Source organism: Geodermatophilus dictyosporus (genome assembly GCF_900115505.1).
Lineage (GTDB): Bacteria > Actinomycetota > Actinomycetes > Mycobacteriales > Geodermatophilaceae > Geodermatophilus > Geodermatophilus dictyosporus.
In genome coordinates this window covers 51,184-76,025 of record NZ_FOWQ01000011.1, presented here as the reverse complement: position 1 = coordinate 76,025, position 24,842 = coordinate 51,184, and the positions used below count along the sequence as shown (strand labels likewise).

General features: G+C 75.3%; 23 protein-coding genes and 1 pseudogene. 13 read left to right on the top strand and 11 right to left on the bottom strand.

Translation table 11 applies throughout. The features are described from left to right. Window positions 1–93 precede the first annotated feature (93 nt). Window positions 94–1,131: a PRC and DUF2382 domain-containing protein gene (locus BMZ33_RS21240; protein WP_091116249.1), complete on the bottom strand. Its 1,038-nt coding sequence runs from the start codon at window positions 1,129–1,131 to the stop codon at window positions 94–96. Between the two features lie 322 nt (window positions 1,132–1,453). Between BMZ33_RS21240 and BMZ33_RS21235 the strand changes: the two genes are divergently transcribed. Both BMZ33_RS21235 and BMZ33_RS21230 read left to right on the top strand, forming a co-directional pair. After that, window positions 1,454–2,263 (top strand): DUF3097 domain-containing protein, encoded by an 810-nt coding sequence (locus BMZ33_RS21235; protein WP_091116245.1) that lies wholly within the window; start codon window positions 1,454–1,456, stop codon window positions 2,261–2,263. A 149-nt stretch (window positions 2,264–2,412) separates the two neighbouring features. Further along, a complete protein-coding gene (locus tag BMZ33_RS21230; protein WP_136697379.1) occupies window positions 2,413–3,216 on the top strand; it encodes a hypothetical protein in 804 nt (267 codons plus the stop codon). Between the two features lie 65 nt (window positions 3,217–3,281). On the opposite strand, the gene BMZ33_RS21225 is transcribed toward BMZ33_RS21230, so the two are convergent. Further along, on the bottom strand, window positions 3,282–4,121 hold the full coding sequence (locus BMZ33_RS21225) for an aldo/keto reductase (RefSeq protein ID WP_091116237.1): 840 nt from the start codon (window positions 4,119–4,121) through the stop codon (window positions 3,282–3,284). Window positions 4,122–4,194: 73 nt separating this feature from the next. Then, window positions 4,195–5,466, bottom strand: coding sequence for an MFS transporter (locus BMZ33_RS21220; protein WP_091116234.1), 1,272 nt, complete (start codon window positions 5,464–5,466; stop codon window positions 4,195–4,197). A gap of 191 nt (window positions 5,467–5,657) precedes the next feature. Here BMZ33_RS21220 and BMZ33_RS21215 point away from each other — a divergent pair, with 191 nt between their 5' ends. The 6 genes from BMZ33_RS21215 to BMZ33_RS21190 all read left to right on the top strand — a co-directional run bounded on the left by BMZ33_RS21215 (window position 5,658) and on the right by BMZ33_RS21190 (window position 10,729). Further along, a complete protein-coding gene (locus BMZ33_RS21215) occupies window positions 5,658–6,527 on the top strand; it encodes a hypothetical protein (protein WP_091116230.1) in 870 nt (289 codons plus the stop codon). A 147-nt stretch (window positions 6,528–6,674) separates the two neighbouring features. Beyond that, a complete protein-coding gene (gene moaA / locus BMZ33_RS21210; RefSeq protein WP_169064678.1) occupies window positions 6,675–7,769 on the top strand; it encodes a GTP 3',8-cyclase MoaA in 1,095 nt (364 codons plus the stop codon). Between the two features lie 5 nt (window positions 7,770–7,774). Then, complete coding sequence (locus BMZ33_RS21205; RefSeq protein WP_091116227.1) at window positions 7,775–8,023, top strand: MoaD/ThiS family protein; 249 nt, start codon at window positions 7,775–7,777, stop codon at window positions 8,021–8,023. Between the two features lie 60 nt (window positions 8,024–8,083). Beyond that, entirely contained in the window at window positions 8,084–9,472 is a 1,389-nt protein-coding gene (locus tag BMZ33_RS21200; protein ID WP_091116223.1) for a hemolysin family protein, read from the top strand. Beyond that, window positions 9,465–10,514, top strand: a complete 1,050-nt coding sequence (locus BMZ33_RS21195) for a hemolysin family protein (protein ID WP_091116220.1) — start codon at window positions 9,465–9,467, stop codon at window positions 10,512–10,514. The genes BMZ33_RS21200 and BMZ33_RS21195 overlap by 8 nt, the downstream gene beginning before the upstream one ends. After that, entirely contained in the window at window positions 10,511–10,729 is a 219-nt protein-coding gene (locus tag BMZ33_RS21190; protein ID WP_091116216.1) for a hypothetical protein, read from the top strand. The genes BMZ33_RS21195 and BMZ33_RS21190 overlap by 4 nt, the downstream gene beginning before the upstream one ends. A gap of 21 nt (window positions 10,730–10,750) precedes the next feature. Here the strand turns inward: BMZ33_RS21190 and BMZ33_RS21185 are convergent, their stop codons facing one another. The 8 genes and pseudogenes from BMZ33_RS21185 to BMZ33_RS21155 all read right to left on the bottom strand — a co-directional run bounded on the left by BMZ33_RS21185 (window position 10,751) and on the right by BMZ33_RS21155 (window position 16,748). Beyond that, a complete protein-coding gene (locus BMZ33_RS21185) occupies window positions 10,751–12,328 on the bottom strand; it encodes a SpoIIE family protein phosphatase (RefSeq protein WP_169064677.1) in 1,578 nt (525 codons plus the stop codon). A 151-nt stretch (window positions 12,329–12,479) separates the two neighbouring features. Further along, on the bottom strand, window positions 12,480–12,905 hold the full coding sequence (locus BMZ33_RS21180; protein WP_169064676.1) for a molybdenum cofactor biosynthesis protein MoaE: 426 nt from the start codon (window positions 12,903–12,905) through the stop codon (window positions 12,480–12,482). Further along, window positions 12,902–13,483: a nucleotidyltransferase family protein gene (locus tag BMZ33_RS21175; RefSeq protein ID WP_091116212.1), complete on the bottom strand. Its 582-nt coding sequence runs from the start codon at window positions 13,481–13,483 to the stop codon at window positions 12,902–12,904. Before BMZ33_RS21175 ends, BMZ33_RS21180 begins: the two co-directional genes overlap by 4 nt. Window positions 13,484–13,510: 27 nt before the next feature. Then, a complete protein-coding gene (locus tag BMZ33_RS24805; RefSeq protein WP_483099050.1) occupies window positions 13,511–13,735 on the bottom strand; it encodes a TOBE domain-containing protein in 225 nt (74 codons plus the stop codon). Between the two features lie 351 nt (window positions 13,736–14,086). Further along, window positions 14,087–14,530: pseudogene (locus BMZ33_RS24800) on the bottom strand (ATP-binding cassette domain-containing protein); the annotation flags it as partial. A gap of 29 nt (window positions 14,531–14,559) precedes the next feature. After that, window positions 14,560–15,354: an ABC transporter permease gene (locus BMZ33_RS21165; protein WP_091116205.1), complete on the bottom strand. Its 795-nt coding sequence runs from the start codon at window positions 15,352–15,354 to the stop codon at window positions 14,560–14,562. Continuing rightward, window positions 15,351–16,139, bottom strand: coding sequence for a molybdate ABC transporter substrate-binding protein (modA, locus tag BMZ33_RS21160; protein ID WP_091116201.1), 789 nt, complete (start codon window positions 16,137–16,139; stop codon window positions 15,351–15,353). Before modA ends, BMZ33_RS21165 begins: the two co-directional genes overlap by 4 nt. A gap of 213 nt (window positions 16,140–16,352) precedes the next feature. Continuing rightward, window positions 16,353–16,748, bottom strand: coding sequence for a TOBE domain-containing protein (locus BMZ33_RS21155; RefSeq protein ID WP_091116197.1), 396 nt, complete (start codon window positions 16,746–16,748; stop codon window positions 16,353–16,355). A gap of 117 nt (window positions 16,749–16,865) precedes the next feature. Between BMZ33_RS21155 and BMZ33_RS21150 the strand changes: the two genes are divergently transcribed. From BMZ33_RS21150 to BMZ33_RS21130, 5 genes are all read left to right on the top strand, one after another. Further along, complete coding sequence (locus BMZ33_RS21150; protein WP_091116194.1) at window positions 16,866–19,190, top strand: putative bifunctional diguanylate cyclase/phosphodiesterase; 2,325 nt, start codon at window positions 16,866–16,868, stop codon at window positions 19,188–19,190. Between the two features lie 56 nt (window positions 19,191–19,246). Next, window positions 19,247–20,959, top strand: a complete 1,713-nt coding sequence (locus BMZ33_RS21145) for a RecQ family ATP-dependent DNA helicase (RefSeq protein ID WP_169064675.1) — start codon at window positions 19,247–19,249, stop codon at window positions 20,957–20,959. A 109-nt stretch (window positions 20,960–21,068) separates the two neighbouring features. Continuing rightward, window positions 21,069–22,739, top strand: coding sequence for a carbamoyltransferase family protein (locus BMZ33_RS21140; protein WP_091116191.1), 1,671 nt, complete (start codon window positions 21,069–21,071; stop codon window positions 22,737–22,739). A gap of 234 nt (window positions 22,740–22,973) precedes the next feature. Next, window positions 22,974–23,417, top strand: coding sequence for a DUF4383 domain-containing protein (locus BMZ33_RS21135; protein ID WP_091116187.1), 444 nt, complete (start codon window positions 22,974–22,976; stop codon window positions 23,415–23,417). A gap of 192 nt (window positions 23,418–23,609) precedes the next feature. Beyond that, window positions 23,610–24,821, top strand: coding sequence for an acyl-CoA dehydrogenase family protein (locus BMZ33_RS21130; protein ID WP_091116182.1), 1,212 nt, complete (start codon window positions 23,610–23,612; stop codon window positions 24,819–24,821). Window positions 24,822–24,842: the final 21 nt, after the last annotated feature.

Genomic DNA, 24,842 nt, shown 5'->3' with positions numbered 1-24,842 from the left:
CGCCCGGACACGGCGCGACGGCCGGCCGGAGGGGGTCCTCCGGCCGGCCGTCGCGGTCCGGTGCTGTGGATCCCTCCCGCAGGAGGGGCCGCCTCAGCGGCCGGTCTTGCCGTCGTTGTCGCGGTCGAGGGCGTCCTTGGCCTTCTGCACCAGGCCGCGGTCGTCGTGACCGGTGGTGCCGGTGCCGGCGACACCGGTGCCGCCGTCGACCTCGATCTGCTCCTTGCGGACGTCGCCGCTCACGGTCTCCTGACCGGTCACGGTCTCGGTGTCCAGGCGCACGCGCTCGACCGGGGTGGCCTCCTTGGAGACGACGGGGCGCTCGGCGTGCAGCGTGACCTCGTGCTCCTCCTCGGAGATCGTCGGGCCGTCCATGGCGTTGGGCATGTTCGCCTCGGTGATCGGCTCGCGCTCGACCCGGACCTCCTCGCGCGAGACCGGGACGGTCTGCGTCACGTTCTCGGTCACGACGTACTTGCGCAGCCGCGCCCGGCCGGCCTCCACGCGCTGGGTGCCCACCTCGAGGTGCTCCTCGGAACGGGTCATCGCGTTGTCGGTCGTCGGGCCGGAGGTGTCGCGGCCGACGGTGCCGGCGCGGTTCTCCATGCGGTCCGGGATGCCGTCGCGGTCGCGGTCGCCCATGGTGCCCGCGGTGCCGGCCGTGCCCGTGGTCATCCCGGCGGTGCCGGTGCCCGCGGTGGTCAGGTCCTGGTCGCTGCGGGTCTGGTCCATCGAGTAGGTGCCCGCGGTACCGGTGTCCGTGGTGGTCTGCCCGGTCGTCTGCCCGGTCGTCTGCCCGGTCGTCTGCGTCCCGGCGCCGAAGCCGAGCCCGTAGTACCGGTACAGCTCCTGCTCCTCCTGCGGGGAGAGGTGGCCGTCGGTGTCGATCTTCGGGGCGTCCTTGACCTGGGCCTTGCTCACGTGCACGCGCAGGCCGTCGTTGGTCAGGTCCGCCTCACGGAGGGGGACGAAGGACTCCTTGGTGCCGAACAGACCGGTGCGCACCGTGGCCCACTCCGGCTGACCGGTCTCGTCGTCCAGGTAGACCTCCGAGACGGAGCCGATCTTGTCGCCCGACTCGTCGTAGACGTCCTGCCCGATCACACGGCTGATGGTGTCGGTGCCGATCATCGTCGTTCGCGCTCCCATCTGAGCTCTGGTGTAACGGTCGGGTGGATGGGTGACCAGCGGGAACGGGCCGAAACGGACGGAGTCGATCTCTCTCGCCGCCGACACCGGGTGACGGCCGTCGCCGACGCCCGGAGCCCGTGGCGGCGACCGCCCGCGACGGGTGTCCGCGCAGGTCAGCAGGCCGTGGACGGGGTCCGGCCGGTGCCGTCCGGGGCCCCAGGGGCGGTCACGCTGCGCGAACACCGGGTCGTCCGGGCGTGTCGCGCACCCCCGCACGGCGCGCCGCCACCGTGCAGCCGCCGCCATCGGCTCTCCTGGGACCGTGCCGCCCCGCTCGCCCTACGACTCCCTGGTGCACCCCCGCACGGTGAAGCAGCCGCCGCCGCAGGTGGCCGCCGAGCGCGACCTCGTCGTCGAGGACCCCAGCTCGGGGTTCGTCGGCGCCGTCGTCCGCTGCGAGAAGGACGTCGTCCACCTCGAGGACCGGTTCGGGAAGGTGCGCGCCTATCCCCTCGGCCCGGGTTTCTGGGTCGACGGCCGGCCGGTGGTCCTCGTGCGCCCGACGCCGAAGGGGCCCGCGACGCCGACCCGCAGCGCCTCGGGCTCGACCTACGTCGCCGGTGCGCGCGCCCGCGTCGCCCGCGAGGGCCGCATCTACGTCGAGGGCAAGCACGACGCCGAGCTGGTCGAGAAGGTCTGGGGCCACGACCTGCGCATCGAGGGCGTCGTCGTGGAGCCGCTGCACGGCGTCGACGACCTGCCGGGGATCGTCCGGGAGTTCCGGCCCTCGTCGGGACGGCGACTGGGCGTGCTGGTCGACCACCTGGTGACCGGCTCCAAGGAGTCGCGGATCGCCGCCCGGGTCACCGGCGAGCACGCGCTCGTCGTCGGCCACCCGTTCATCGACGTCTGGCAGGCGGTCAAGCCCTCCGTCGTCGGCATCCGGGCGTGGCCGACGGTGCCCAAGGGCGAGTCGTGGAAGGACGGCGTCTGCCGCCGGCTGGGCTGGGAGGACGACACCGGGTACGTGTGGGCCCAGCGGATCCTGGCGCGGGTGCGGACCTGGACCGACCTCGAGCCGGCCCTGATCGGCCGCGTCGAGGAGCTCATCGACTTCGTGACGGAGTCCTGAGCGGACCCCGGACGGGCCCCGGACGGGCCTCGGGTGACACCCGGACGGGTGAACACGGGGTGACGGCCCGGTGACCGTGCGGGGAGGGCGTGTTTCGCTGAGCGCCCCGTGGCGCCTCCTGCCCCGGCTTGGCGACCCGAGGTGCAGACATGGTGGTTCCCGCAGACGGCGAGGACGTCCGCGCGTCGGGAGGTCCCGCTGCGGACCCCGGGGCCCCCGTGCAGTGGCGGCGGCCCCTCCCCCGGCTGCCGTGGTGGCTGGCGGTCACGGCGGTCGTGCTCGTGCTGCTGAGCATCGGCCTGCCCAACGTCGCGCCGGGCGTCGACTTCCTGGCCGCTCCGGGGTCACCGGTCCGGAGGTTCTTCGGGGTGGCCGGGGAGATGAACCTCCCCACCTTCTTCAGCGTGGTGGTGACCCTCGGCGCGTCCGCCGCGCAGGTCCTGGTCGGCCGGCTGGTCGGGGGCCGGGTGGGTCTGGCCTTCCTGGTCTCGGCCGGGCTGCTGGCGCTGATGGCGTTCGACGACTTCACCGCCCTGCACGAGCGGCTCGACAGCATCGGCGAGGCGTGGGTGCCGCCGGGGACGACCGGCTACCTGTGGGTCCTCCCGGGGCTGTTCCCGGCCGCCGTGGTCCTCGCCGCCCTCGCGCACCTCGCGAGGTCGCTGCGAGGTCCCGCGCGGCGCGACGTCGTCCTCGGCATCGTGCTCGTCCTCGGAGCGGCCCTGGGACTGGAGACGCTCAACGGCGTGCTCGACCGGCCGGGCACCGACGGCGTGCCCCTGCAGATCGGCACCCACGTCGAGGAGCTGACCGAGGTCCTCGGCCTGGTCCTCCTGCTGCGGGGGTCGCTGTCGGTGCTCGAGGTCCGGCGTCGGTCGCGCGGGCTGTGCCTGCGCGTCGCCGGGAGGGCGCTGGCCCGCGCAGCGCGCCCGCAGCCGGTCGCCCAGACCTAGCGACACGGACGGAACGGCCCCGCCGGGAGATCGCGTCTCCCGACGGGGCCCTCCGTCGTGCGGGCTCAGTGGGGCACGTAGTCGAACGTGTCCGGGTCGGGGCCGGTGCGCTCGCCGCGGTCGAGGCCGGTGATCGCGGCCATGTCGCCGGTGTCGAGCTCGAAGTCGAAGAGGGCGAAGTTCTCCTCGACCCGGCTGCGGGTCACCGACTTCGGGAAGACGACGTCGCCGCGCTGCACGTGCCAGCGGAGCACGACCTGCGCCGGGGTGCGCTCCAGCTTCTCGGCGATGCGGGTGATCACCGGGTCGCCGAGCACCTTGCCCTGGGCGATCGGGGACCAGGCCTCGGTGACGATCTCGTGGTCGGCGTCGAAGGCGCGCACCTCGTCGTTGGCCAGGTAGGGGTGCACCTCGATCTGGTTGACCGCCGGGCGGACGTCGGTCTCGCCGAACAGCCGGCGCAGGTGGTGCGGGTTGAAGTTCGAGACGCCGACCGCCCGGCACCGGCCGCTGGCGTAGATCTCCTCCATGGCCTTCCACGTCTCGACGTAGTCGACGTCGATCGTGGGCAGCGGCCAGTGGACGAGGAACAGGTCGAGCTGGTCGAAGCCGAGGTCGGCCAGCGTCTGGTCGAAGGCGCGCAGGGCGTCGTCGCGGCGGTGGAAGCCGTTGTTGAGCTTGCTGGTGACGAAGACCTCGGAGCGGTCGACGCCCGACTCGCGGACGGCCTGCCCGACCTCCTTCTCGTTGCCGTACATCTCGGCGGTGTCGATGTGCCGGTAGCCGACCTCGAGCGCGGTGCGGGTCGCCTCGACGGTCTCCTCCGGCGGGATCTGGTACACGCCGAAGCCCAGCTGCGGGATCTCGACGCCGTTGTTCAGGCGGATGGTGGGCACGGTGGCCACGGGCTGCCCCTCTCGGTGGTGGACGGTGGGCGGCGCGGCATCGGGTGGCGCGCCAGGCTCCCGTCCAGCCCGGCTACCCGCCGACCGCGTCCCCAACCCGTGACACGGGCCCCTCGGCCGGGGCCGCCGGCCGGGTGCGCAGCAGCGGCGCCCCGGCCAGCGCGATGAGCGCGGCCGCGGCGGCCGCCAGCGCCGGGACGGCGAACGCCCGCTGCGCACCCCAGGCGTCGACGGCGGCACCGGCCAGCGCCGAGCCCGTGGTGACCCCGAGCGTCAGCCCGGTGTTGGTCCAGGCCAGCGCCTCGGTCAGCGCGGACCGCGGCACCCGCGACTCGGCCAGCGAGGCCCCCGACACCAGCACGGGGGCGACGGCGAGCCCGGCGAGGAACCCGGCGCCGACCAGCAGCGGCAGCGAGGACACCGCCCACAGGGCCTGCGCGGCCAGGCCGAAGGCGACGGCGGTGACCACGAAGCGCGTGGCCAGCGAGCCGCGCAGCCGGGCGACGCCGTAGGCCAGGCCGGCCAGCAGGCTGCCGCCGGCGTAGAGCGCCAGGGCCACGCCCGCCAGCGCCGGCGCGCCGACCGACTCGGCGAACCCCACGACGACGACGTCCATGGCGCCGAAGACGGTGCCCACCCCGAGGTAGCCGGCGCAGACGACGAGCACCGCCGGGGTGAGCGCGGCCGTCCGCCGGGGCGCGGGGCCGGCCGGGACCGGCGCCACCGCCGGCTCGGTGCCCCGCTGGCGGGCCAGCCAGAGCCCACCGGCGGTGCCGAGGACGATGCCGGTGGTGAACCCGGCCGCCGGCGCCACCAGCGTGCCGAGCACGGTGACCAGCGGCGGGCCGACGACGAACACCACCTCGTCGACGACGGCCTCGAAGGCGAAGGCGGTCTGCCGGCGCTCGGCGTCGGCCAGGGCGGCCGCCCACCGGGACCGCACCATCGCGCCGATGTTGGGCAGGCTCGCGCCGGTCAGCGCGGCGAGCAGGAACCAGGTCCAGGTGGGCGCGTCGCCGACGACGACGGCCACCAGCGACAGGCCGGTGACCAGGTAGGCGGCCATCGCCCGGCGCAGCACGGCCCCCTGCCCGCGGCGGTCCATGGCCCGGGACCACAGCGGTCCGGCGACGGCGGCCGAGAGCGCCAGCGTCCCGGAGACGGCGCCGGCCAGCGCGTAGCTGCCCGAGTAGCCCTCGACGAGCAGCACGGCACCCAGGCCGAGCATCGGCAGCGGCAGGCGCGCGACCCAGCCGGCGAGGGAGAACCAGGCGGCACCGGGGACGGCGCGGAACAGACGGGCGTACGGACCCAGGACGGGACCGAGGACGGTGCGGGGTGACACGGGTATCTCGCGCTTCCTGGCCACAGGCGAGTGCGGGGGTGCCCGCCGGGCTCTCGGGTGGTGTCCTCGACCGTAACGGGACGGTCGGCACCGCGTCGTCCCGATTCCGCCGGACCCCGCGTGTCGGGTCCCTGTTGCATGAAGGTTCATGCACTCTGGGTGACGTCCCGCACACCGTCCGAAGGAGCCTCGTGGCCCCCTCCCCCCGGCAGCACCGCCCGCTGCCCCTCCGCCTCCTGCTGGTCCTGCTGCTCGCGCTGACCGCCCTGCTCGCCCCCGGCACCGCGTGGGCCGGCGGCGACGACGGCGTCGCCGAGGGCGGCAGCGCCGGCGGCGACTTCTCGGTCACCGTCAACGGCCGGACGTACAACCCGGCCGCCGGGCGCGAGACCCGCCTGCAGGGCGTGACGCCCACCGGGCAGATCGTCGTCCGCGGCACGCACGTCACCTACAGGATCGACCCGACCACCCTCGGTGTCTACGACTACACGCTGACCGGCGCGCCGAACCCGGAGCGCATGGTCACCGCCCCGACCGTCGTGTTCGCCTCCAAGGTCCCCGTCCTCACCGCGGCCCAGCTGCGCAGCGTCCGGATCAGCGACCTGCGGCTGCGCGACGACGTCCTGGTGACCGAGTTCAGCACCGCCGCCGGCAAGTTCAAGGTCCAGTCGAAGGACGCCCCGCAGGGCGGGATCTTCCAGGTGGAGCAGGAGTTCGGCACCGCCGTCGAGTACGTCCACACCCTCGGCGCCGGGCTCTTCTACTTCGTCAACGAGTACACCGGGAAGATCAACTTCGGCGACGGCGTGGCCGCCGACGCCACCCACCGGATGCTGCTGGGCAAGGACAGCCCGCAGGTGGCCACCAAGCTCGAGCAGACCGCCACCACCACGCGCTGGTCGGTCGCCTCCGGCGGCCGGATGGGCGGCGTGCTGGGCGAGGACGCCGTCGAGCTGTCGGCCGGCGCGACCAACTGCACCACCGACTGCCAGGCCCGCAACCGCATCCAGGGCTCGGTGCCGGTGCCGCCGGACCCGGTCGCCCCCACCCCGATCGGCTGAACCACCGGCCGGCGTGCAACGTCGGTGCAGCGCTCCGCATCCGCGGGCGCGGCGGGAGGACCCCGTCGCGCCCGCGGATGCGGCGTTTCCGGCACTGGTCCGTGCGGGACGGGGACGCGGCCCGGTTCCGCCACTACATTCGCAGGCGTGAGCGCCACCCCCCTCCCCGACCCCCGGACCCGTCCGTCCGACGGCGTCCCGGACGGCGGTGTCCCGGACGGCGGTGTCCCGGGCGGCGTGACCCCGGGGACCGGCGGTCTGGTCGACCGGCACGGCCGGGTCGCCACCGACCTGCGCGTCTCCCTGACCGACCGCTGCAACCTGCGCTGCACCTACTGCATGCCGCCCGAGGGGCTGCAGTGGCTGCCCAAGGTCGAGCAGCTCACCGACGACGAGGTCGGCCGGCTGGTCCGCATCGGCGTCGAGGAGCTCGGCATCCGCGAGGTGCGCTTCACCGGCGGGGAGCCGCTGCTGCGCCCGGGGCTGGTGGGCATCGTCGCGGCGGCCACCGCGCTCGCGCCCCGGCCCGAGGTCAGCCTCACCACCAACGCCATCGGGCTGGCCCGCGTCGCACCCGCGCTCGCCGCGGCCGGCCTGGACCGGATCAACGTCAGCCTCGACACCCTCGACCGCGAGCGCTTCAGGACCCTCACCCACCGGGACCGGCTCGACGACGTCCTCGCCGGGCTGCGGGCCGCCCGGGACGCCGGGCTGACCCCGGTCAAGGTCAACGCCGTGCTGCTGCGCGGCGTGAACGAGGACGACGCCGTCCCGCTCCTCGACTTCTGCCTCGAGCACGGCTACCAGCTGCGCTTCATCGAGCAGATGCCGCTCGACGCCCACCACGCCTGGACCCGCAACGAGATGGTGACGGCGGAGGACGTCCTCGAGCGGCTCTCGGCCGCCCACGACCTGACCGCCGACACCGAGGAGCGCGGCTCGGCCCCCGCCGAGCGGTGGCTGGTCGACGGCGGCCCGGCCACCGTCGGGGTCATCGCCTCGGTCACCCGCTCCTTCTGCGGCACCTGCGACCGCACCCGGCTCACCGCAGACGGCCAGATCCGCAACTGCCTCTTCGCCCGCGAGGAGTCCGACCTGCGGACGGCGATGCGCGAGGGCGCCAGCGACGCCGAGCTCGCCGACCGCTGGCGGATCGCCACGCTGGCCAAGCTCCCGGGCCACGGCATCGACGACCCGAGCTTCCTGCAGCCGAGCCGGCCGATGTCGGCGATCGGCGGGTAGGTCCCGTGGACCCGACCGTCACCGTCCGCTACTTCGCCGGCGCACGCGCCGCGGCCGGCGTCGACACCGAGACCTGCGCGGCCGGCACGCTCGAGGAGCTGGTCGGCGCCATCGTGGCCGCCCACGGCGAGCGGCTGGAGAGGGTGCTCACCGCCTGCTCGTTCCTGGTCGACGGAACGCAGACGCGCGACCGCGCGTTGGTCCTGGGACCCGGGGCGGTCGTCGACGTGCTGCCCCCCTTCGCCGGAGGATGACCCCGACCCCGTGAGCTCGCCTCACCATACGAGCCCCTCCCCGTTCCCCCAGGTCGCGCCGTGATCGAGTGGCTGCTGGTCCTCGTCGGCGTCCTGCTGATCCTGGCCTGCGCCGGCTTCGTCGCCTTCGAGTTCGCCCTGGTCACCGTCGACCGGGCGACCGTCGAGCGCGAGGCCTCCGCGGGCGTGCGCGGGTCCCCCGGCGTCCTCGCCGCGCTGCGCACCCTGTCCACGCAGCTGTCGGGCGCCCAGCTGGGCATCACCGTCACCAACCTGGCCATCGGCTTCGTCGCCGAGCCCTCGATCGCGGCGCTGCTGCGCGGGCCGCTGGAGTCAGCCGGCCTGTCCGGCGCCGCGGCCCGGTCCGTGTCGATCACCCTGGCCCTGGTCCTGGCCACCGTGCTGACGATGGTCTTCGGCGAGCTGGTGCCCAAGAACGTGGCGATCAGCGAGCCGCTGCGCACGGCGAAGGCGGTGTCGAGCTTCCAGCGGGGCTTCACCCGTGCCACCTCGCTGGTCATCCGCCTGCTCAACGGCTCGGCCAACGTCCTGCTGCGCCGGCTGTTCGGCGTCGAGCCCCAGGAGGAGCTGGCCTCGGCCCGCTCGCCCGAGGAGCTGACCTCGCTGGTCCGCCGCTCCGGCCGGCAGGGCACCCTGCCCGCCGAGACCGCGGTGCTGCTCGAGCGCGGCCTGGCCTTCGGTGAGCTGCGCGCCAGCGACGCCGCGACGCCGCGCACGCGGATGACCACCGTGGACGCCGGGGCGCCGGTCGCCGCGGTGCTCACCGTCGCCCGCGAGTCCGGGCACTCCCGCTTCCCGGTGGTCTCGGCCGCCGGTGTCGACGACGTGGTGGGGATGGTGCACGTGAAACACGCCCTCGCCGTGGCCCGCGACCGGCGGGAGGACACGCCGGTGTCGGCGGTGATGCTGCCGGCGCTGTTCGTGCCGACCTCCCGGCGCCTGGACGACCTGCTCGGCGACCTGCGCCGGGGTGGGCTGCAGATGGCCGTCGTCGTCGACGAGTACGGCGGGACCGACGGCGTGGTCACGGTGGAGGACCTCGTCGAGGAGCTCGTCGGCGACCTCACCGACGAGCACGACACCGACAGCGGGGACGACGTCGTCGACCGTGGCGACGGCAGCTGGTCGGTGTCGGGCCTGCTGCGGCCCGACGAGGTCGCGTCGGCCACCGGCCTGGCGGTGCCCGCCGACCGGCACTACGAGACCCTCGGCGGCCTGGTGCTGCACGTGCTCGGCCGCATCCCCGACGTCGGCGACCGGATCGAGGCGCGCCCCACCCTGCCGCCGGAGCTCGCCGCCGAGGCCGAGGGGCTGCCGGCGGGCGTGTGGGTGCGCGTCGAGCGGGTCGACGGCACCCGCGTCGAGCGGGCCGTCGTCGGCGGCCTGCCGGCGACGTCCGACGACGAGCAGGAGGCCGTCCGTGGGTGACTGGGTCGGCGTGCTGGTCGCCGTCGTGCTGCTGCTGGCCAACGCCTTCTTCGTCGGCGCGGAGTTCGCGCTCATCTCCGCGCGCCGCTCGTCGATCGAGCCGCTCGCCGAGGCCGGCTCGCGCCGCGCCCGGACGACGCTGGCGGCCATGGAGCGGGTGTCGCTGATGATGGCCGGCGCCCAGCTCGGCATCACCGTCTGCTCGCTGGGCCTGGGCGCGATCGGCGAGCCCGCCGTCGCGCACCTGCTCGAGCCGGTGTTCACGCTGCTGTCGGTGCCCGACGCGCTGGTGCACCCGATCGCCTTCGTCATCGCGCTCACCGTCGTCGTGGCGCTGCACGTGGTGATCGGCGAGATGGTGCCCAAGAACCTGGCGCTGGCCGGGCCCGACCGCGCGGCCCTGCTGCTGGCACCGCCGCTGGCCGCCGTCGTCACCGTGCTCAAGCCGGTCATCGTCACCCTCAACGCGCTGGCCAACGGCGTGCTGCGGCTGCTGCGGGTGCAGCCCCGCGACGAGGTGGCGAGCGCGTTCACCCGTGACGAGGTGGCGGGCCTCATCGACGAGTCGCGCGCCGGCGGCCTGCTCGACGAGCGCGGCCACGAGCTGCTCACCGGCGCGCTGGGGCTGGAGGACCGCGACACCCGCTCGGTGCTCATCCCGCGGTCGGCGCTGACCGTCGTCGCCCCGGGCGAGGGCACCGCCGCCGTCGAGCGGGCGGCCGCGGCGACCGGCTTCTCCCGCTTCCCGGTGGCCGACGGCGACCGGCTGCTCGGCTACGTCCACGTCAAGGACGTGCTGGTGCCCGACGGCGCCCCGGAGCCGCGGGTCCGCGACATCACCCGCCCGCTGCCGCGGGTGGCCGCCGCCGACGACCTGCGGCGCACCCTCGCCGTGATGCAGGCCGGGCGGGCGCAGTTCGCCGCGGTGACCGACGGGGGCCGGGTCGTGGGCGTGGTGGCGCTGGAGGACATCCTGGAGGAGCTCGTGGGCGAGATCCGGGACGCCGCCCACCGGGGTCAGGAGAGGACGGGAGCGCGATGAGCTTCATCGAGAAGGCGAAGGCCAAGGCGGAGGAACTGCTCGGCCGGGCCGAGGAGGTCTACGGCCAGTCGCACGGGGACGCCGCGGCCCAGGTGGCCGGGGAGGCGCACCGGCTGGAGGCCGAGGTGGAGCTCGAGGAGGAGCGCGCCGAGGAGGCCGCCCGCGGCTCCGGCGCGCCCCGGCCGACCGACGAGGACGGCCGCACCGTCGGCTGACCCGCGCGGGGCGGCGACGGGTCAGCCGGCCAGGCGCAGGGCGACGAGGGCGACGTCGTCCTCGGGCCGGCCCTGCACCAGCCGCTCGATGAGCTCGTCGCAGAGCGTGTCGAGCGGGCGGTCGGCGAGCTCCCGGGCGGCGGCCACCAGCCGGCCCATGCCCGCGTCGAGGTCGCTCCCGCGCCGCTCGACCAGGCCGTCGGTGTAGAGCAGCACCGTCGTCCCGGCCTCCAGGGCGATCTCCGACTCACCGCGCGGGCTCCCGGGGTCGACCCCGAGCAGCAGGTCGCCGGGGCCCTCGGGCAGCGCGACCGGGGTGCCGCAGGGCCGGAGCAGCAGCGGCGGCAGGTGCCCGGCGTTGGACCAGCACATGCGCGTGCGCCCGGCCGCGGCGTCCTCCGGCGTCCGCTCGAACCGCGCGACGGCGGCGGTGGCCAGAGTGTCGACGCCGAGCGTGGCCATCGCGGTGTCCAGCCCGCGCAGCACCTCGGCCGGGCCGGCGTCGCTGTAGACGGCGATGCCCCGCAGCAGCGAGCGCAACTGGCCCATCGCCGCGGCCGCCGCGGTGTCGTGCCCGACGACGTCGCCGATGACGAGCGTGGTCCCCCCGCCGGGCTGGACGAACGCGTCGTACCAGTCGCCGCCGACCCGGGCGGCCTCGGCGGCCGGGGTGTAGCGCACCGCGATCCGGCCCAGCTCCGACCGGCGCGGGCGGGTGAGCAGGCTGCGCTGCAGCGCCTCGGCCAGCTGGCGCTGGCGGGCGAAGAGCCGGACGTTGTCGAGGGCCAGGCCCACCCGGCCGGCCACCTCGCGGGCGGTGAGCGGGTCGACCGGGGTGGCCCCGGCGAGGAAGGTCAGCGCGCCGATGACCCGCTCGCGGCCGGGCAGCGGCACGGCCAGCACCCCCGGGGTGCCCAGCGCGCGGTAGAGCCCGTGCGCCTCGGAGTCGGGCATGGCGGCCAGCACGTCGGCGCCCTCGGCGGCCACGGTCTGCCCCGCCAGCGCCCGCACCACCGGTGCCGCCGCGGGCATCGCGGGCAGCCGCACCGCCGCGTAGCGGGCCAGGACGTCGCGGAGGGCCGGGTCGCGGTGCCACGACCCCAGGTCGCGGGGGCGTCCCTCGTCGTCGAGGACGGTGAGCAGGCAGCCCTCGCCGAGCTCGGGCACGACCAGGCGCGGGATGCGGCGCACGGCCTCGGCCAGGTCCAGGGTGCCGGTCAGCTCGGCGCCCACGCGGGCCAGCAGCGCGAGCCGGTCCTGGGCGAGCCGGCGGTCGGTGACGTCGGAGAGGTACAGCGCCAGGCCGCCGGGCAGCGGGACCGCGCGCACCTCGAACCAGCGGTCGAGCGGCGCGGGGTGGAACGCCTCGACGGTCCGGGCGTGCCCGGTGGCGACCGCCTCGCGGTAGACGGCGCCGAACTCGCTGTCGACGGTGGCCGGGAAGGCCGCCCACCAGTCGGTGCCGACCAGTTCGTCCCAGGTCCGGCCGAGGACGGCCTCACCGGCGGCGTTGACGTAGGTGACCCGCCAGTCGGCGTCGACGGAGACGTAGCACAGCGGCATCGCCTCCAGGTGGGCGTCCCGGTGCGGCGCGACCACGGGCGTGCACCTCCCGTCGACTGCGGTGACGTGCCCCCGGTACCGCGCCCCACCCTTGGGGCCAGCGCCTGTTGTGCCACGGGTGACCGGCGCGGTCAAGGACCTCGGCCGCACGCTCGGCCACGGTCCGGTCACGGGTCGGCGCCTGCCCCTAGGGGCAGGCGACCCACTCCTCGGCGCCGTCGGTGAAGACCTGCCGCTTCCAGATGGGCAGCCGCGCCTTGACCTCGTCGACGAGCTCGGCGCAGGCGCGGAAGGCCTCGCCGCGGTGCGCCGCGCTGACGGCGCAGGCCAGCGCCACGTCGCCGATGCCCAGCAGCCCGACCCGGTGGGAGACGGCGACCGCGCGCACCTCGGGCCGGGCGGCGAACTCCTCGGCCAGCTCGACGATCACCGCCTCGGCGGTGGGGTGGCCGACGTACTCGAGCTCCGTCACCGACCGACCGCCGTCGACGTCGCGGACGACGCCGGAGAAGGAGACGACGGCGCCGGCACCGCGGTCGGACACCGCCTGCTCGTGCTCGGCGACCGACAGCGGCTCGTCGACGACTCGGGCGATCAGGAGGCCGGCGGTCACGGCGCCGAAGCTACCCCGCCGGGCGGCACGTCGAGATCGACCGGGTCGGCCAGGCCGGTGCAGTCCACCTCGGTGACGGCGTGGGCGGCCAGGTAGCGGCGGGCGCCCTCGTCGCCGGTCGCGGTGGCGGCCACCCCCGCCCAGTGCTCGCGCCCGAGCAGCACCGGGTGCCCGCGGACGCCGTCGTAGGTGGCCACCGCCAGCGCGTCCGGGGCGGCGTGCGCGGCGACCGCGCGCAGCGCCTCCGGCGTCATCCCCGGCATGTCCACCAGCGTGACGAGCGCGGCGTCGACCGCCCCGGGCCAGCCGCGCAGCCCGTCGAGGCCGGTGCGCAGGCTCGAGGCCATGCCGGTCTCCCAGTCGCGGTTGGCCAGCACGGTGGCGCCGGTGAGGTCGGCGGTGCGCCAGACGTCCACCGCGCGGGCGCCGAGGACGACGAGCACCGGGTCGCACGCCGCCCGCGCCGTCCGCACCGCCCGTTCGACCAGCAGGCTGCCCCCGTGCTCGACGAGCGCCTTGGGCATGCCGTAGCGGCGTCCCCCGCCCGCGGCGAGGACCAGGCCGGCGACCGTCGTCATGGCCCCAGCCTCTCAGCGGGCTCCGTCTCAGCGCGCGTAGACGGTGACCTCGTTGGCCTTGACCACCGCCCACACCAGCGAGCCGGGCGCCAGCCCCAGCTCGGCGAACGCGGTCGCGGTCACGTCGGCCAGCAGCGGCACCTCGCCGTCGAGCTCGCAGCGCACGGTCGAGCCGTGCGGCGTCGCCCCGGCCAGGGTCGCCGGCCAGGCGTTGCGCGGGCTGCCTCCCGGCCGCGACGGGTAGAGCGCCACCGACTCCGGGCGGATGGCCACCAGCACCGGTCCGGCCACGGGCTCGGCGACGGCGACCACCCCGCCGCCGGCCAGCCGCACGGCCAGCCCCTCCCCCGTGCCCGGCAGCAGCGAGAGCCCGACCAGCCGGGCCACGTAGTCGGTGCGCGGGTGCCGGGCGACGTCGGCCGGCGTCCCGGCCTGCACCACCGTGCCGTCCTCGACCACGAGCACCCGGTCGGCCAGCGCGGTGGCGTCCACCGGGTCGTGGGTGACGAGCACGGTGCTGCCGCCGAACTCGGCGAGGTGCCGGCGCAGCTCGGCGCGGACGGCCAGCCGGGTGCGGGCGTCCAGCGCCGACAGCGGCTCGTCGAGCAGCAGCAGCGCCGGGTCGCCGACCAGCGCGCGGGCCAGCGCCGCCCGCTGCGCCTGGCCGCCGGAGAGCTGCCCGGGCCGGCGGGCGCCCAGGTCGGCCAGCCCGACCCGCTCGAGCCAGGCGGCCGCCGCCCCCCGCGCCGCGGCCTTCGACGCCCCGCGCGTGCGCGGGCCGAAGGCGACGTTGTCCAGCACCGAGAGGTGCGGGAACAGCAGGTGGTCCTGGAAGACCATGCCGAGCGGGCGCCGGTGGGCGGGCAGGCGCACGCGGGCGGCGACGTCGTCCCACGGCTGCCCGTCGACGGTCACCCGGCCGCCGTCGGGCGGCAGCAGGCCGGCCAGCACGCGCAGCAGCGTGGACTTGCCCGCGCCGTTGGGCCCGAGGACGGCGAGCACCTCGCCGTCGGCGACGTCCAGGGCGACGTCGACGGTGAGCGGGCCCCGGCGGACGACGACGTGCGCGCCGAGCGTCACGCCGCGGCGCCCCGGCCCAGCCAGCGGTCGCGCAGCAGCAGCAGGGTGGCCACCGAGACGACCAGGAGCACCAGCGAGAGCACGATCGCCGCCTGGGGGTCGCGCTGCAGGGCGAGGTAGACCGCCAGCGGCATCGTCTGCGTCGTCCCCGGGAAGTTGCCGGCGAAGGTGATGGTGGCGCCGAACTCGCCCAGCGCCCGGGCCCAGCACAGGACCGCGCCGGCCGCGACGCCGGGCGCGACCAGCGGCAGGGTGACCCGGCGGAAGGTGGTCCAGCGGTCGGCGCCGAGGGTGGCGGCGGCGTCCTCGAAGCGGGCGTCGGCGCCCCGCAGCGCGCCCTCGACGCTGATGACCAGGAAGGGCATCGCGACGAACGTCTCGGCGATGACCACCGCGGCCGTGGTGAACGGGATGGTGATCCCGGTGGTCTCGGCCAGCCAGCTGCCGAGGATGCCCTGCCGGCCCAACACCAGGAACAGCGCGACGCCGCCGACGACCGGCGGCAGCACCAGCGGCACGGTGACCAGCGCCCGCAGCACCGCCCGCCCGCGCGCCCGCGACCGGGCCAGCACCCAGGCCAGCGGCACGCCGAGGACGACCGAGACCAGGGTGGCCAGGGTCGCCGAGACGACCGACAGCCGCAGCGCCTGCCCGACGCCGGGCGCGGTGAGCAGCGTGCCCAGCTGCGACCACGGGGTGCGGACCAGCAGCCCGGCCAGCGGCAGGACGAGGAAGGCGACCGCGAGCGCAGCGGGGACGAGCAGCGGCGCCGGGGTGCGCTCGCGCCTCACGGGGCGCGGAAGCCGGCCGCCTCGAGCGCCTGCTGCCCCTCCTCGGAGCCGACCAGGTCGACGAAGGCCCGGGCACCCTCGGGGTTGGGCGCGGCGGCCAGCGTGCACAGCGGGTAGTCGTTGACGGCGTCCTCGGCCTCGGGGAAGGCGATGCCCTCGACGGCGTCCCCGGCGGCGACGACGTCGGTGGCGTAGACCAGGGCGGCGTCGACCTCGCCGAGCTCGACCTTGGTGAGCGCGGCGCGCACGTCCTCCTCCTGGGTGTCGGGGCGCGGCGTGATGCCGGCGGCGGCGAAGACGTCCTCCGAGGCCGCGCCGCAGGGCACCTCGGGGGCGCAGACGGCGAGGGTGAGCTCCTCGCGGCCGAAGTCGCCCAGGCCGGTGACCCCGGCGGGGTTGCCCGCGGGGACGGCGATCTGCAGCACGTTCGCGGTGAAGACGGCCGGCTCGCCGTCGGCCAGGCCGGCGTCGGTCACCACCGACATCTGCGCGGCGTTGGCCGAGGCGAACACATCGGCGGGGGCGCCCTGGGTCAGCTGGGTGGCCAGCGCCGAGCTGCCGGCGAAGTTGAACTGCACGGTCAGCCCGACGTTCTCCTCCTCCAGCCGCTGCCCGAGCTCGGTGAAGACGTCGGTGAGCGAGGCGGCGGCGAAGACGGTCACCGTGCCGGTGGGACCGCTCGCGGACCCCTCCGCCGTCGACGCCGCGGCGCCGCCGTCCCCTCCCCCGCACCCGGTGGCCGCCAGCGCGACCACCGCCAGCACCGCCGCTGCTCGCTGCCGCATCGGGTCTCCTCCCCGCACCGGCGGACCTCGGATCCGCGCCTGCGGGACCATAGCCGACCGTCGACCGGAGATGCGGACATCGGAACGGGCAGGGCTTCCGCAGATCCGTCAGGATGCGCCGCATCCGACGCTCCGCGCGCACCCAGCTGTCCGGCACCGTCACCGCTGTCACCCCGGGTCGGTGACGGCCACCGTCGAGGTCGACGTCGGCGGTCAGGGGACGTCGACGCTCACCTGCGTCGCCTTGACGGTGGCGACGGCGCGCACGCCGACCTCGAGGCCCAGCTCGTCGGCGGCCTCGCGGGACATCAGCGAGACCAGCCGGAAGGGCCCGGCCTGGATCTCGACCTGCGCCATGACGGTGTCGCGGACGACGCGGGTGACGATCCCGGCCAGCCGGTTGCGCGCCGACGACCCGCGGGTGGCGCCGGGCTCCGGCGCCTCGTGCAGCTCCGTGGCGAGACGGGCGAGGGCGGCGCCGTCGACGTGCGCGGGGCCACCGCCCTCCCGGGACGCTGCGAGCCGCCCGCTGTCGATCCACCGGCGGACGGTGTCGTCGCTCACGCCGAGCAGGCCCGCGGCCTCGGCGATCCGGTAGCTGCTCGTCACCGGGGGCAGGCTAGCGACCCGCTGGTCCGTCCGGGTGTAGGTCCCGACGACCGGGGCAGGGGGAGGACGCGTCCGGTGCCCGTCCGGACGTCGGGGCGACAGGAGGGCGCGACGAGCATGCGCCGGTGGCGCGGTCCCCTGGTCGTCTCGGTGGTGTACCTGGGGCTCTGGCTGGGACTGGACGCCATCGCCAGCGTCTTCCAGGCGCGCCAGGAGGTGTCGCTGTGGTACCCCCCGACGGGGCTGAGCTTCGCCCTGCTGCTCGTGTTCGGACTGCGCTACTCCCCGCTGCTGCTGCTCACCAACCCCCTGCACGCACTGGTGGTGAGCAGTCCCGGCACGGGCTGGGCCGGGATCTGGCTCAGCGGCGCGCTGGCCAGCGCCGTCTACACGGGCGTGGCCTGGGTCCTGCTCCAGCGGCTGCGGATCGACCCCCGCCTGCCGGGTCAGCGTGACGTCGCCTGGTTCCTGGGCCTGGCCGCCGTCGCCGGGCCGCTCGTCGTCGCGGTGGCACAGGTCCTGCAGTACACGGTCTCGGGGCTGCTGACCTGGGGGGAGTGGTTCCGGGGCGTCCTGGGCTTCTGGTCCGGCCGGGCCACCGGCGTGGGGGTGCTGGCCCCCGCGCTGCTCGTCGCGAGCCGGCGGGTCCCGGCGCTCTGGCGCGACCGGCCCCCGCTCCCCGGCCCGCCCTGGACCGACCGGAGGTACGAGCGACCGTCCTGGACCGGGCGTGTCCGGCCACGCTGGCTCGGCCGGCTCGCCGGCCGGCGGCTGGACGAGCGGCTCGAACTCCTCGCGCAGGGCGTCCTGCTGCTCGCGACGGTGTACCTGGCCTACGGCGAGCCGGCGGGCGGCGGGCTGGACCTGGCCTACCTCGTGTACGTGCCGCTCATCTGGATCGCCGTCCGCGGCGGTCTGCCCCGGGTGGCGTTCGCCGTCCTCGCCGCCAACGCCGTCGCCGTGGCACTCGTCGGCCGCGACGTCGTCGAGAGCCCGCTGCGGCTGCAGCTGGGCCTGGTGACGCTCACCCTGGCCGGGTTGACGCTCGGCGCGCTGGTCACCGGCCGGCAGGTCAGCGTCGCGGCCGCGGAGCACGCCGCGGTCCACGACCCGCTCACCGGGCTGGCCAACCGGGTCCTGCTGATGGACCGGGTGGACGCTGCGGCGCACCGGGCCGAGCGCAGTCCCGAGGACCGCTTCGCGGTGCTCTACTGCGACCTGGACGGCTTCAAGGGGGTCAACGACCAGCTCGGGCACGACGCCGGCGACGAGCTGCTCGTCGCGGTCGCGCGCCGGCTGGAGCAGGCGGTGCGGCCCGCCGACCTGGTCAGCCGTCTCGGCGGGGACGAGATGGCCGTCCTGCTCGACGGCGTGACCGGCGTCGAGGAGGCGGCCGGGGTGGCCGAGCGGCTGCTCGCCGCGCTGGCCGAGCCGTACGCGGTCGACGGCCGGGAGGTCGTCGTCACGGTCAGCGTGGGCGTGGCGGTCGCCGACGCCGAGGGGCTGGCCGGGCCGCGGCTCCGGGAGGAGCCGGACGCGGCCGTCCCGCCCGCGGGCGGTCACGCCGAGGAGGTGCTGCGGGCGGCCGACATGGCGCTGCAGCGGGCCAAGGCGACCGGCGGGCACCGCTACGAGGTGTTCAACGAGCCGCTGCGCCGGCAGACGTGGGACCGGCTGGGGCTGCGGGCCGCGTTGCGACGCGCGGTCGGCGCGGGTGCGCTGACCGTCGCCTACCAGCCGATCGTCCGGGTGGGCGACGGCCGGCTGGCCGCCGTCGAGGCACTCGCCCGGTGGCACGACCCCGAGCGGGGAGAGGTCCCGGCGGCGGAGTTCATCGCCGCGGCGGAGGAGACCGGGCTGATCCACGAGCTGGGCATGCAGGTGCTCGAGCAGGCCTGCACCCAGGCGGCGGCGTGGCGGGAGGCCTTCGGCCCCGCGACCACCCCCCGCGTGGCCGTCAACGTCTCGACCCGTCAGCTGCTGCCGGCCGACTTCGCCTCCCGGGTGCTGGCGGTGCTCGACCGCCTCGGGCTGCCCGCGGACGTCCTCGAGCTGGAGATGACCGAGTCCTGCGCCATGGAGCCGGGGGCGCGAGCGGCCCTGGAGCAGCTCAGCGCCGCGGGCACCACGCTGGCCGTGGACGACTTCGGCACGGGCTACTCCAGCTTCGCGGCACTGCGCGAGCGGACGCCGCAGTCGTTCAAGCTGGACCGCTCCTTCGTCGCACGGCTGCCCGACGACCGCCCGACCGACGCGATCGTCTCCGCCGTGCTCGCGCTCGCCCGGCACCTCGGCGCCACCGTGACCGCCGAGGGGGTGGAGACGGACGAGCAGCTGCAGCGACTCCGGGAGCTCGGGTGCCCGCAGGTGCAGGGCTTCCTCCTGGGCCGCCCGGTGCCCGCGGCACGGATCGAGCGGGACTGGCTCGGCCACCCGCGGTGACGCCCGGTCCAGCAGCGTTCCGTTTGCCGATCTCGGGCCTCGGGCAGCGCGTGCCGGTGCCCCGAGAGAAGCAGGACAACCCCGCCGGTGGGTCGGCCTCCGTCCGGACCCGTCGGCTGCGGGAGACGGCCCGCGACGTCCTCGGCTACGACGGGTTCCGCCCGGGCCAGGAGCCGGCCATGCAGTCCGTCCTCTCCGGCCGGGACACGCTGGCCGTGCTGCCCTCGGGCGCCGGCAAGTCGGCGGTCTACCAGGTGGCCGGGCAGCTGATCGACGGCCCGGTGCTGGTCGTCTCCCCGCTCATCGCGCTGCAGCGCGACCAGGTCGAGCGGCTCGCCGAGCTCGGCGACGCCGTCGGCCGGGCCGCCCAGCTCAACTCCAGCCTCTCGGCCGGCGACCAGCGCGAGGCGCTCGCCGGGCTGGCGGACGGAACGGTCCGCTACCTGTTCCTCGCCCCCGAGCAGCTGGCCAAGCCCGAGGTGGTCGAGGCGATCCGGGACGCCGCACCCGCGCTGTTCGTCGTCGACGAGGCGCACTGCGTCTCCGCGTGGGGCCACGACTTCCGCCCCGACTACCTGCGGCTGGGCCAGGTCGTCGAGCAGCTCGGGCACCCCACGGTGCTGGCGCTGACCGCCACCGCCGCTCCCCCGGTGCGCGCCGAGATCGTCGAGCGGCTGTCGATGCGCGACCCCGAGGTCGTCGTCGCCGGGTTCGACCGTCCCGAGATCCGGCTGGAGGTCGACCACCACGCCGACGCGCACGCCAAGCGCCAGGCGGTGATCGACCGGGCGGCCGGCGAGGTGGAGGCCGGCCGCGGTCCGGGCATCGTCTACAGCGCCACCCGCAAGGGCACCCTCGACCTCGCCGACGCCCTCACCGACCGCGGCCTGCGCGCCCGGCCGTACCACGCGGGCCTGAGGAAGAGCGAGCGCGAGGACGCCCAGCGCGCCTGGATGGACGACGAGCTCGACGTCGTCGTCGCCACCACCGCGTTCGGCATGGGCATCGACAAGCCCGGTACCCGCTTCGTCGTGCACGCCGAGCCCGCCGACTCCGTCGACAGCTACTACCAGGAGATCGGCCGGGCCGGCCGCGACGGCGAGCCCGCCCTCGCCGTCCTGGTGTACCGCCAGGAGGACCTCGGCCTGCGCCGGTTCTTCGCCGCCGGCGCCCCGGCCGAGGAGGAGCTGCAGCAGGTGGCCGGGCTGGTCGCCGCCGCGCCGGCCGCCGGCGTGGACGACGGCGTCGACGTCAAGCAGCTGCGCGAGGAGACCGGCCGCCCGGCCACCCCGCTCGCGCGCGACCTCAACCTGCTCGAGCAGGTGTCGGCCGTCGTCCTCGACGAGGAGGGTGCCGCGCACCCGGCCGAGGGCGCTCCGGCGCCCGGCGAGGCCGCCCGTGCGGCGCGCGAGCTGGCCGAGCACCACGAGCGCGTCGACCAGAGCCGCGTGGAGATGATGCGCGGGTACGCCGAGACCACCGAGTGCCGCCGCCAGTACCTGCTCGGCTACTTCGGCGAGCAGCTCGAGGAGCAGTGCGGCAACTGCGACAACTGCTCGGCCGGCACCTCCCACGAGCAGCCCGCCGGTGACGACGCCGACACCCCGTTCCCGCCCGAGACCCCGGTCGTCCACACCGAGTGGGGCGCCGGCGTGGTCATGCGCGTGGAGGACGACCGCGTCGTGGTCCTCTTCGAGGAGGTCGGCTACAAGACGCTCGCGCTCGCGGCGGTCGAGCGCAACGACCTGCTGCAGGTCCGCGGCGGCTGAGCGGCGGTACCGGCCCACCCCATCGGGCGCTCGCCCTGCGCGACCGCACGGGGACGTCGATGATCAAGCGGATGTCCGGGCGCGGCGCCCGGCTGGGAGGAGTGCACGGGTGAAGGTCCTGGGGATCAACGCCATCTACCACGACCCGGCGGCGGCGCTCGTCGTCGACGGGCGGGTCGTGGCCGCGGCCGAGGAGGAGCGGTTCAGCCGGCGCAAGCACGGCAAGCGCCCGCTGCCCTGGAGCGCGTGGGAGCTGCCCGAGCTGTCGGCGGCGTGGTGCCTGGCCGAGGCCGGCATCCGTCCCGAGGAGCTCGACGCCGTCGCGTACTCCTTCGACCCGGCGCTGATGGTCACCCCCGAGGAGACCGGCCTGTTCGACGACGGCGACGTCATGCGCAAGCGGTACGCGCAGATGGCGCCGGACTTCCTGGCCCACGCGCTGCCGGGCCTGGACCCCGCGAAGGTGCACTTCGTCAAGCACCACGTCGCCCACGCCGCCTCCGCCGGCAAGGCCGCGCCGCAGCGCGACAACGCGGTGCTGGTGCTCGACGGCCGCGGCGAGGCGCACAGCCACCTGGCCGGGCGCTACGTCGACGGTCAGCTGGAGGTCCTCGCCGGGCAGGCCCTCCCCCACTCCCTGGGGCTGATGTACGAGGAGCTCACCGACCACCTCGGCTTCCTGCGCAGCTCCGACGAGTTCAAGGTCATGGCGATGGCCTCCTACGGCAAGCCGCGCTTCCTCGGCGAGCTCTCCGAGCTCGTCCGGGCCACCGGCGACGGCGGCTTCGTGACCGAGCGGATCGACTTCTCCGAGTTCGCCCCCCGCCTGGGCAAGGACGAGCCGTGGACCGAGGACCACGCCGACCTCGCCGCCAGCGTGCAGACCCGGCTGGAGGAGGTGCTGGTCGACCTGGCCCGCTGGGTCCACGAGCAGACCGGCGAGAAGACCCTCACCATGGCCGGCGGCACCGCGCTCAACTGCGTGGCCAACACCCGCATCCTCGCCGAGAGCCCGTTCGAGCACGTCTGGGTGCAGCCGGCCGCCGGGGACGCCGGCACCGCGCTCGGCAGCGCCCTGCACGTCGCCCACGAGCTCGGCGACCGCACCGACCCGATGCCCGGCGCGGCCCTGGGCCGCGGCTGGACCGACGACGAGATCGAGCGCTGGCTGCAGACGGCGGCCATCGACTACGAGCGGCCCGACGACGTGGCCGAGACCGTGGCCGAGGTGCTGGCCGACAACGGCATCGTCGCCTGGTTCCAGGGCCGCAGCGAGTACGGCCCGCGGGCGCTGGGCCACCGGTCGCTGCTGGCCCACCCCGGCTTCGAGGCCAACCTCGAGCGGATGAACGACGTCAAGGGCCGCGAGCAGTTCCGCCCCGTGGCGCCGATGGTGCTGCTGGAGCGCGCGCCGGAGCTGTTCAGCCGGGGGCCGATCCCCTCGCCGTACATGCTCTTCGTCCACGACGTCGCCGAGGAGTGGCGCGACCGCATCCCCACCGTCACCCACGTCGACGGCACGGCGCGGATCCAGACGATCGACGCCGGCACCGAGCCGCTGGTGCACCGGATGATCTCCGCCTTCGAGCGGCGCACCGGGCTGCCGGTCGTGGTGAACACCAGCCTCAACACCGCCGGCCGGCCGATGGTCGACGACCCCCGCGACGCCCTCGAGTGCTTCGGCTCCGCGCCGGTCGACCTGCTGGCCATCGGCCCGTTCGTCGTCCGCCGGCCCCGCCCGACGCCCCGTCCGACGCCGCGTCCGACGCCGCGGTCCTGAGCCGCCGGCCGGGCACGCCGCGGGCGTGCCCGGCCGGCGGGATCCCCCCACCGGGTGAGGACCGAACCGGGACGGCGGTGCGGCGCGAAGACCTCGTGCACCACCGCCCCGCGCATCACGGTCCGGACACGACGCTCCTCCGAATGGATGAGTTCCGGTTCCCCACGACACGCCGGGGTAACCGAAGGAACGACGCGCGCCATCAGGCAGCACACCACACACTCGGAGGACCCCATGGCTGCATCCACAGGCAACACCGGCGCCCGCCCGGCCAAGGCCTGGCCCCAGACCCTCGCTCTCGCGTTCGGCGTCGTCTACCTGCTCGTCGGGATCGTCGGCTTCTTCGTCACCGGCTTCGACAACTTCGCCGACAACGCGCAGGACGAGATGCTGCTGATCTTCATGATCAACCCGCTGCACAACATCGTGCACATCCTGATCGGCGCCGCCGGCATCGCCCTGTCCCGCACGCTGGCCGGTGCCCGCACCTACGGCTGGCTGCTCGCCGTCGGCTACGCCGCCGCCTTCGTCTACGGCCTGATCGCCATCGGTCAGAGCTGGGACTTCCTCAACATCAACGCCGCCGACAACGTGCTGCACATCGCCACGGCGATCGTCGGCCTGGTGATCGCGCTCGGCCCGGTCAACGACCGCGTCGCCCGCCCCTCGCGCGCCTGAGGAAGGACCCCCGTTCCCCCCACCCTTCGCAGGCTCAGGGCGGGACCCTGAACGGGGGCCGTCCCGGCACGTCCCGAGGAGCCGGGCACCCAGGACGGGTGCCCGGCTCCTGGCGTGTCGGTGGCCGGCGACAGCGGAACGGGAGCGGACCCCGGTGCGACGACGGTCACGCAGCGGTCTACCTTCCGGAGCATGGACTTCGCCCTCTCCGCCCGAGCCGAGGACGTCTGCGGCCGGATGTGGGACTTCATGCGTGAGCAGGTCTTCCCCGCCGAGCCGGTCTACGACGCCTGGCGCGCCGAACGCGGTCACGACGACCACGGACACCCCCCGGTCCTGGAGGACCTCAAGAAGGAGGCCCGGGCCCGCGGCCTGTGGAACCTGTTCCACCACGAGCTCGGTGGCCTGAGCAACCTCGAGTACGCCTCGGTCGCCGAGATCATGGGCTGGTCGCCGGTCATCGCCCCCGAGGTCACCAACTGCGGTGCGCCCGACACGGGCAACATGGAGACGCTCATGCTGTTCGGCACGCCCGAGCAGAAGCAGCGCTGGCTCGACCCGCTGCTCGAGGGTGAGATCCGCTCGGGCTTCGCGATGACCGAGCCCGACGTCGCCTCCTCCGACGCGCGGAACATCCAGACCTCGATCGTGCGCGACGGCGACGAGTACGTGATCAACGGCCGCAAGTGGTGGACCAGCGGTGCCGCCGACGAGCGCTGCCAGATCTTCATCGTCATGGGCAAGACCGACCCGGAGGGCTCACCCCACCGCCAGCAGTCGATGGTGCTGGTCCCGCGCGACACCCCCGGCCTGGAGATCATCCGGCACCTGCCGGTCTTCGGGTACCAGGACCAGCACGGCCACTCCGAGCTGCGCTTCACCGACGTCCGCGTGCCGGTGTCGAACATCCTCGCCGGCGAGGGCGACGGCTTCATGATCGCCCAGGCGCGGCTCGGTCCCGGCCGCATCCACCACTGCATGCGCGCGATCGGCATGGCCGAGCGCGCGCTCATGCTCATGGTCGAGCGGTCCAAGCAGCGGGTCGCCTTCGGCCGGCCGCTGGCCGAGCAGGGCACCGTGCGCGAGGCGATCGCGCTGTCCCGCATGGAGATCGACCAGGCCCGGCTCTACGTGCTCAAGACCGCCGACCTGATCGACAAGTACGGCGCCAAGGGCGCCCGCACCGAGATCTCGGCCATCAAGGTGTCCGCGCCGCGGGTCGCCCTCGACGTCATCGACCGCGCCATCCAGCTGCACGGCGGTGCCGGGGTCAGCAACGACACCGTGCTGGCCCGCTTCTACGCCAGCGCCCGCACCCTGCGGATCGTCGACGGCCCCGACGCCGTGCACGTCCGCGGGGTGGCCAAGGAGGAGCTCGCCCGCGAGCGCCCCTGGGTCGGCTGAGCGACCGGACCCGGCACGGCG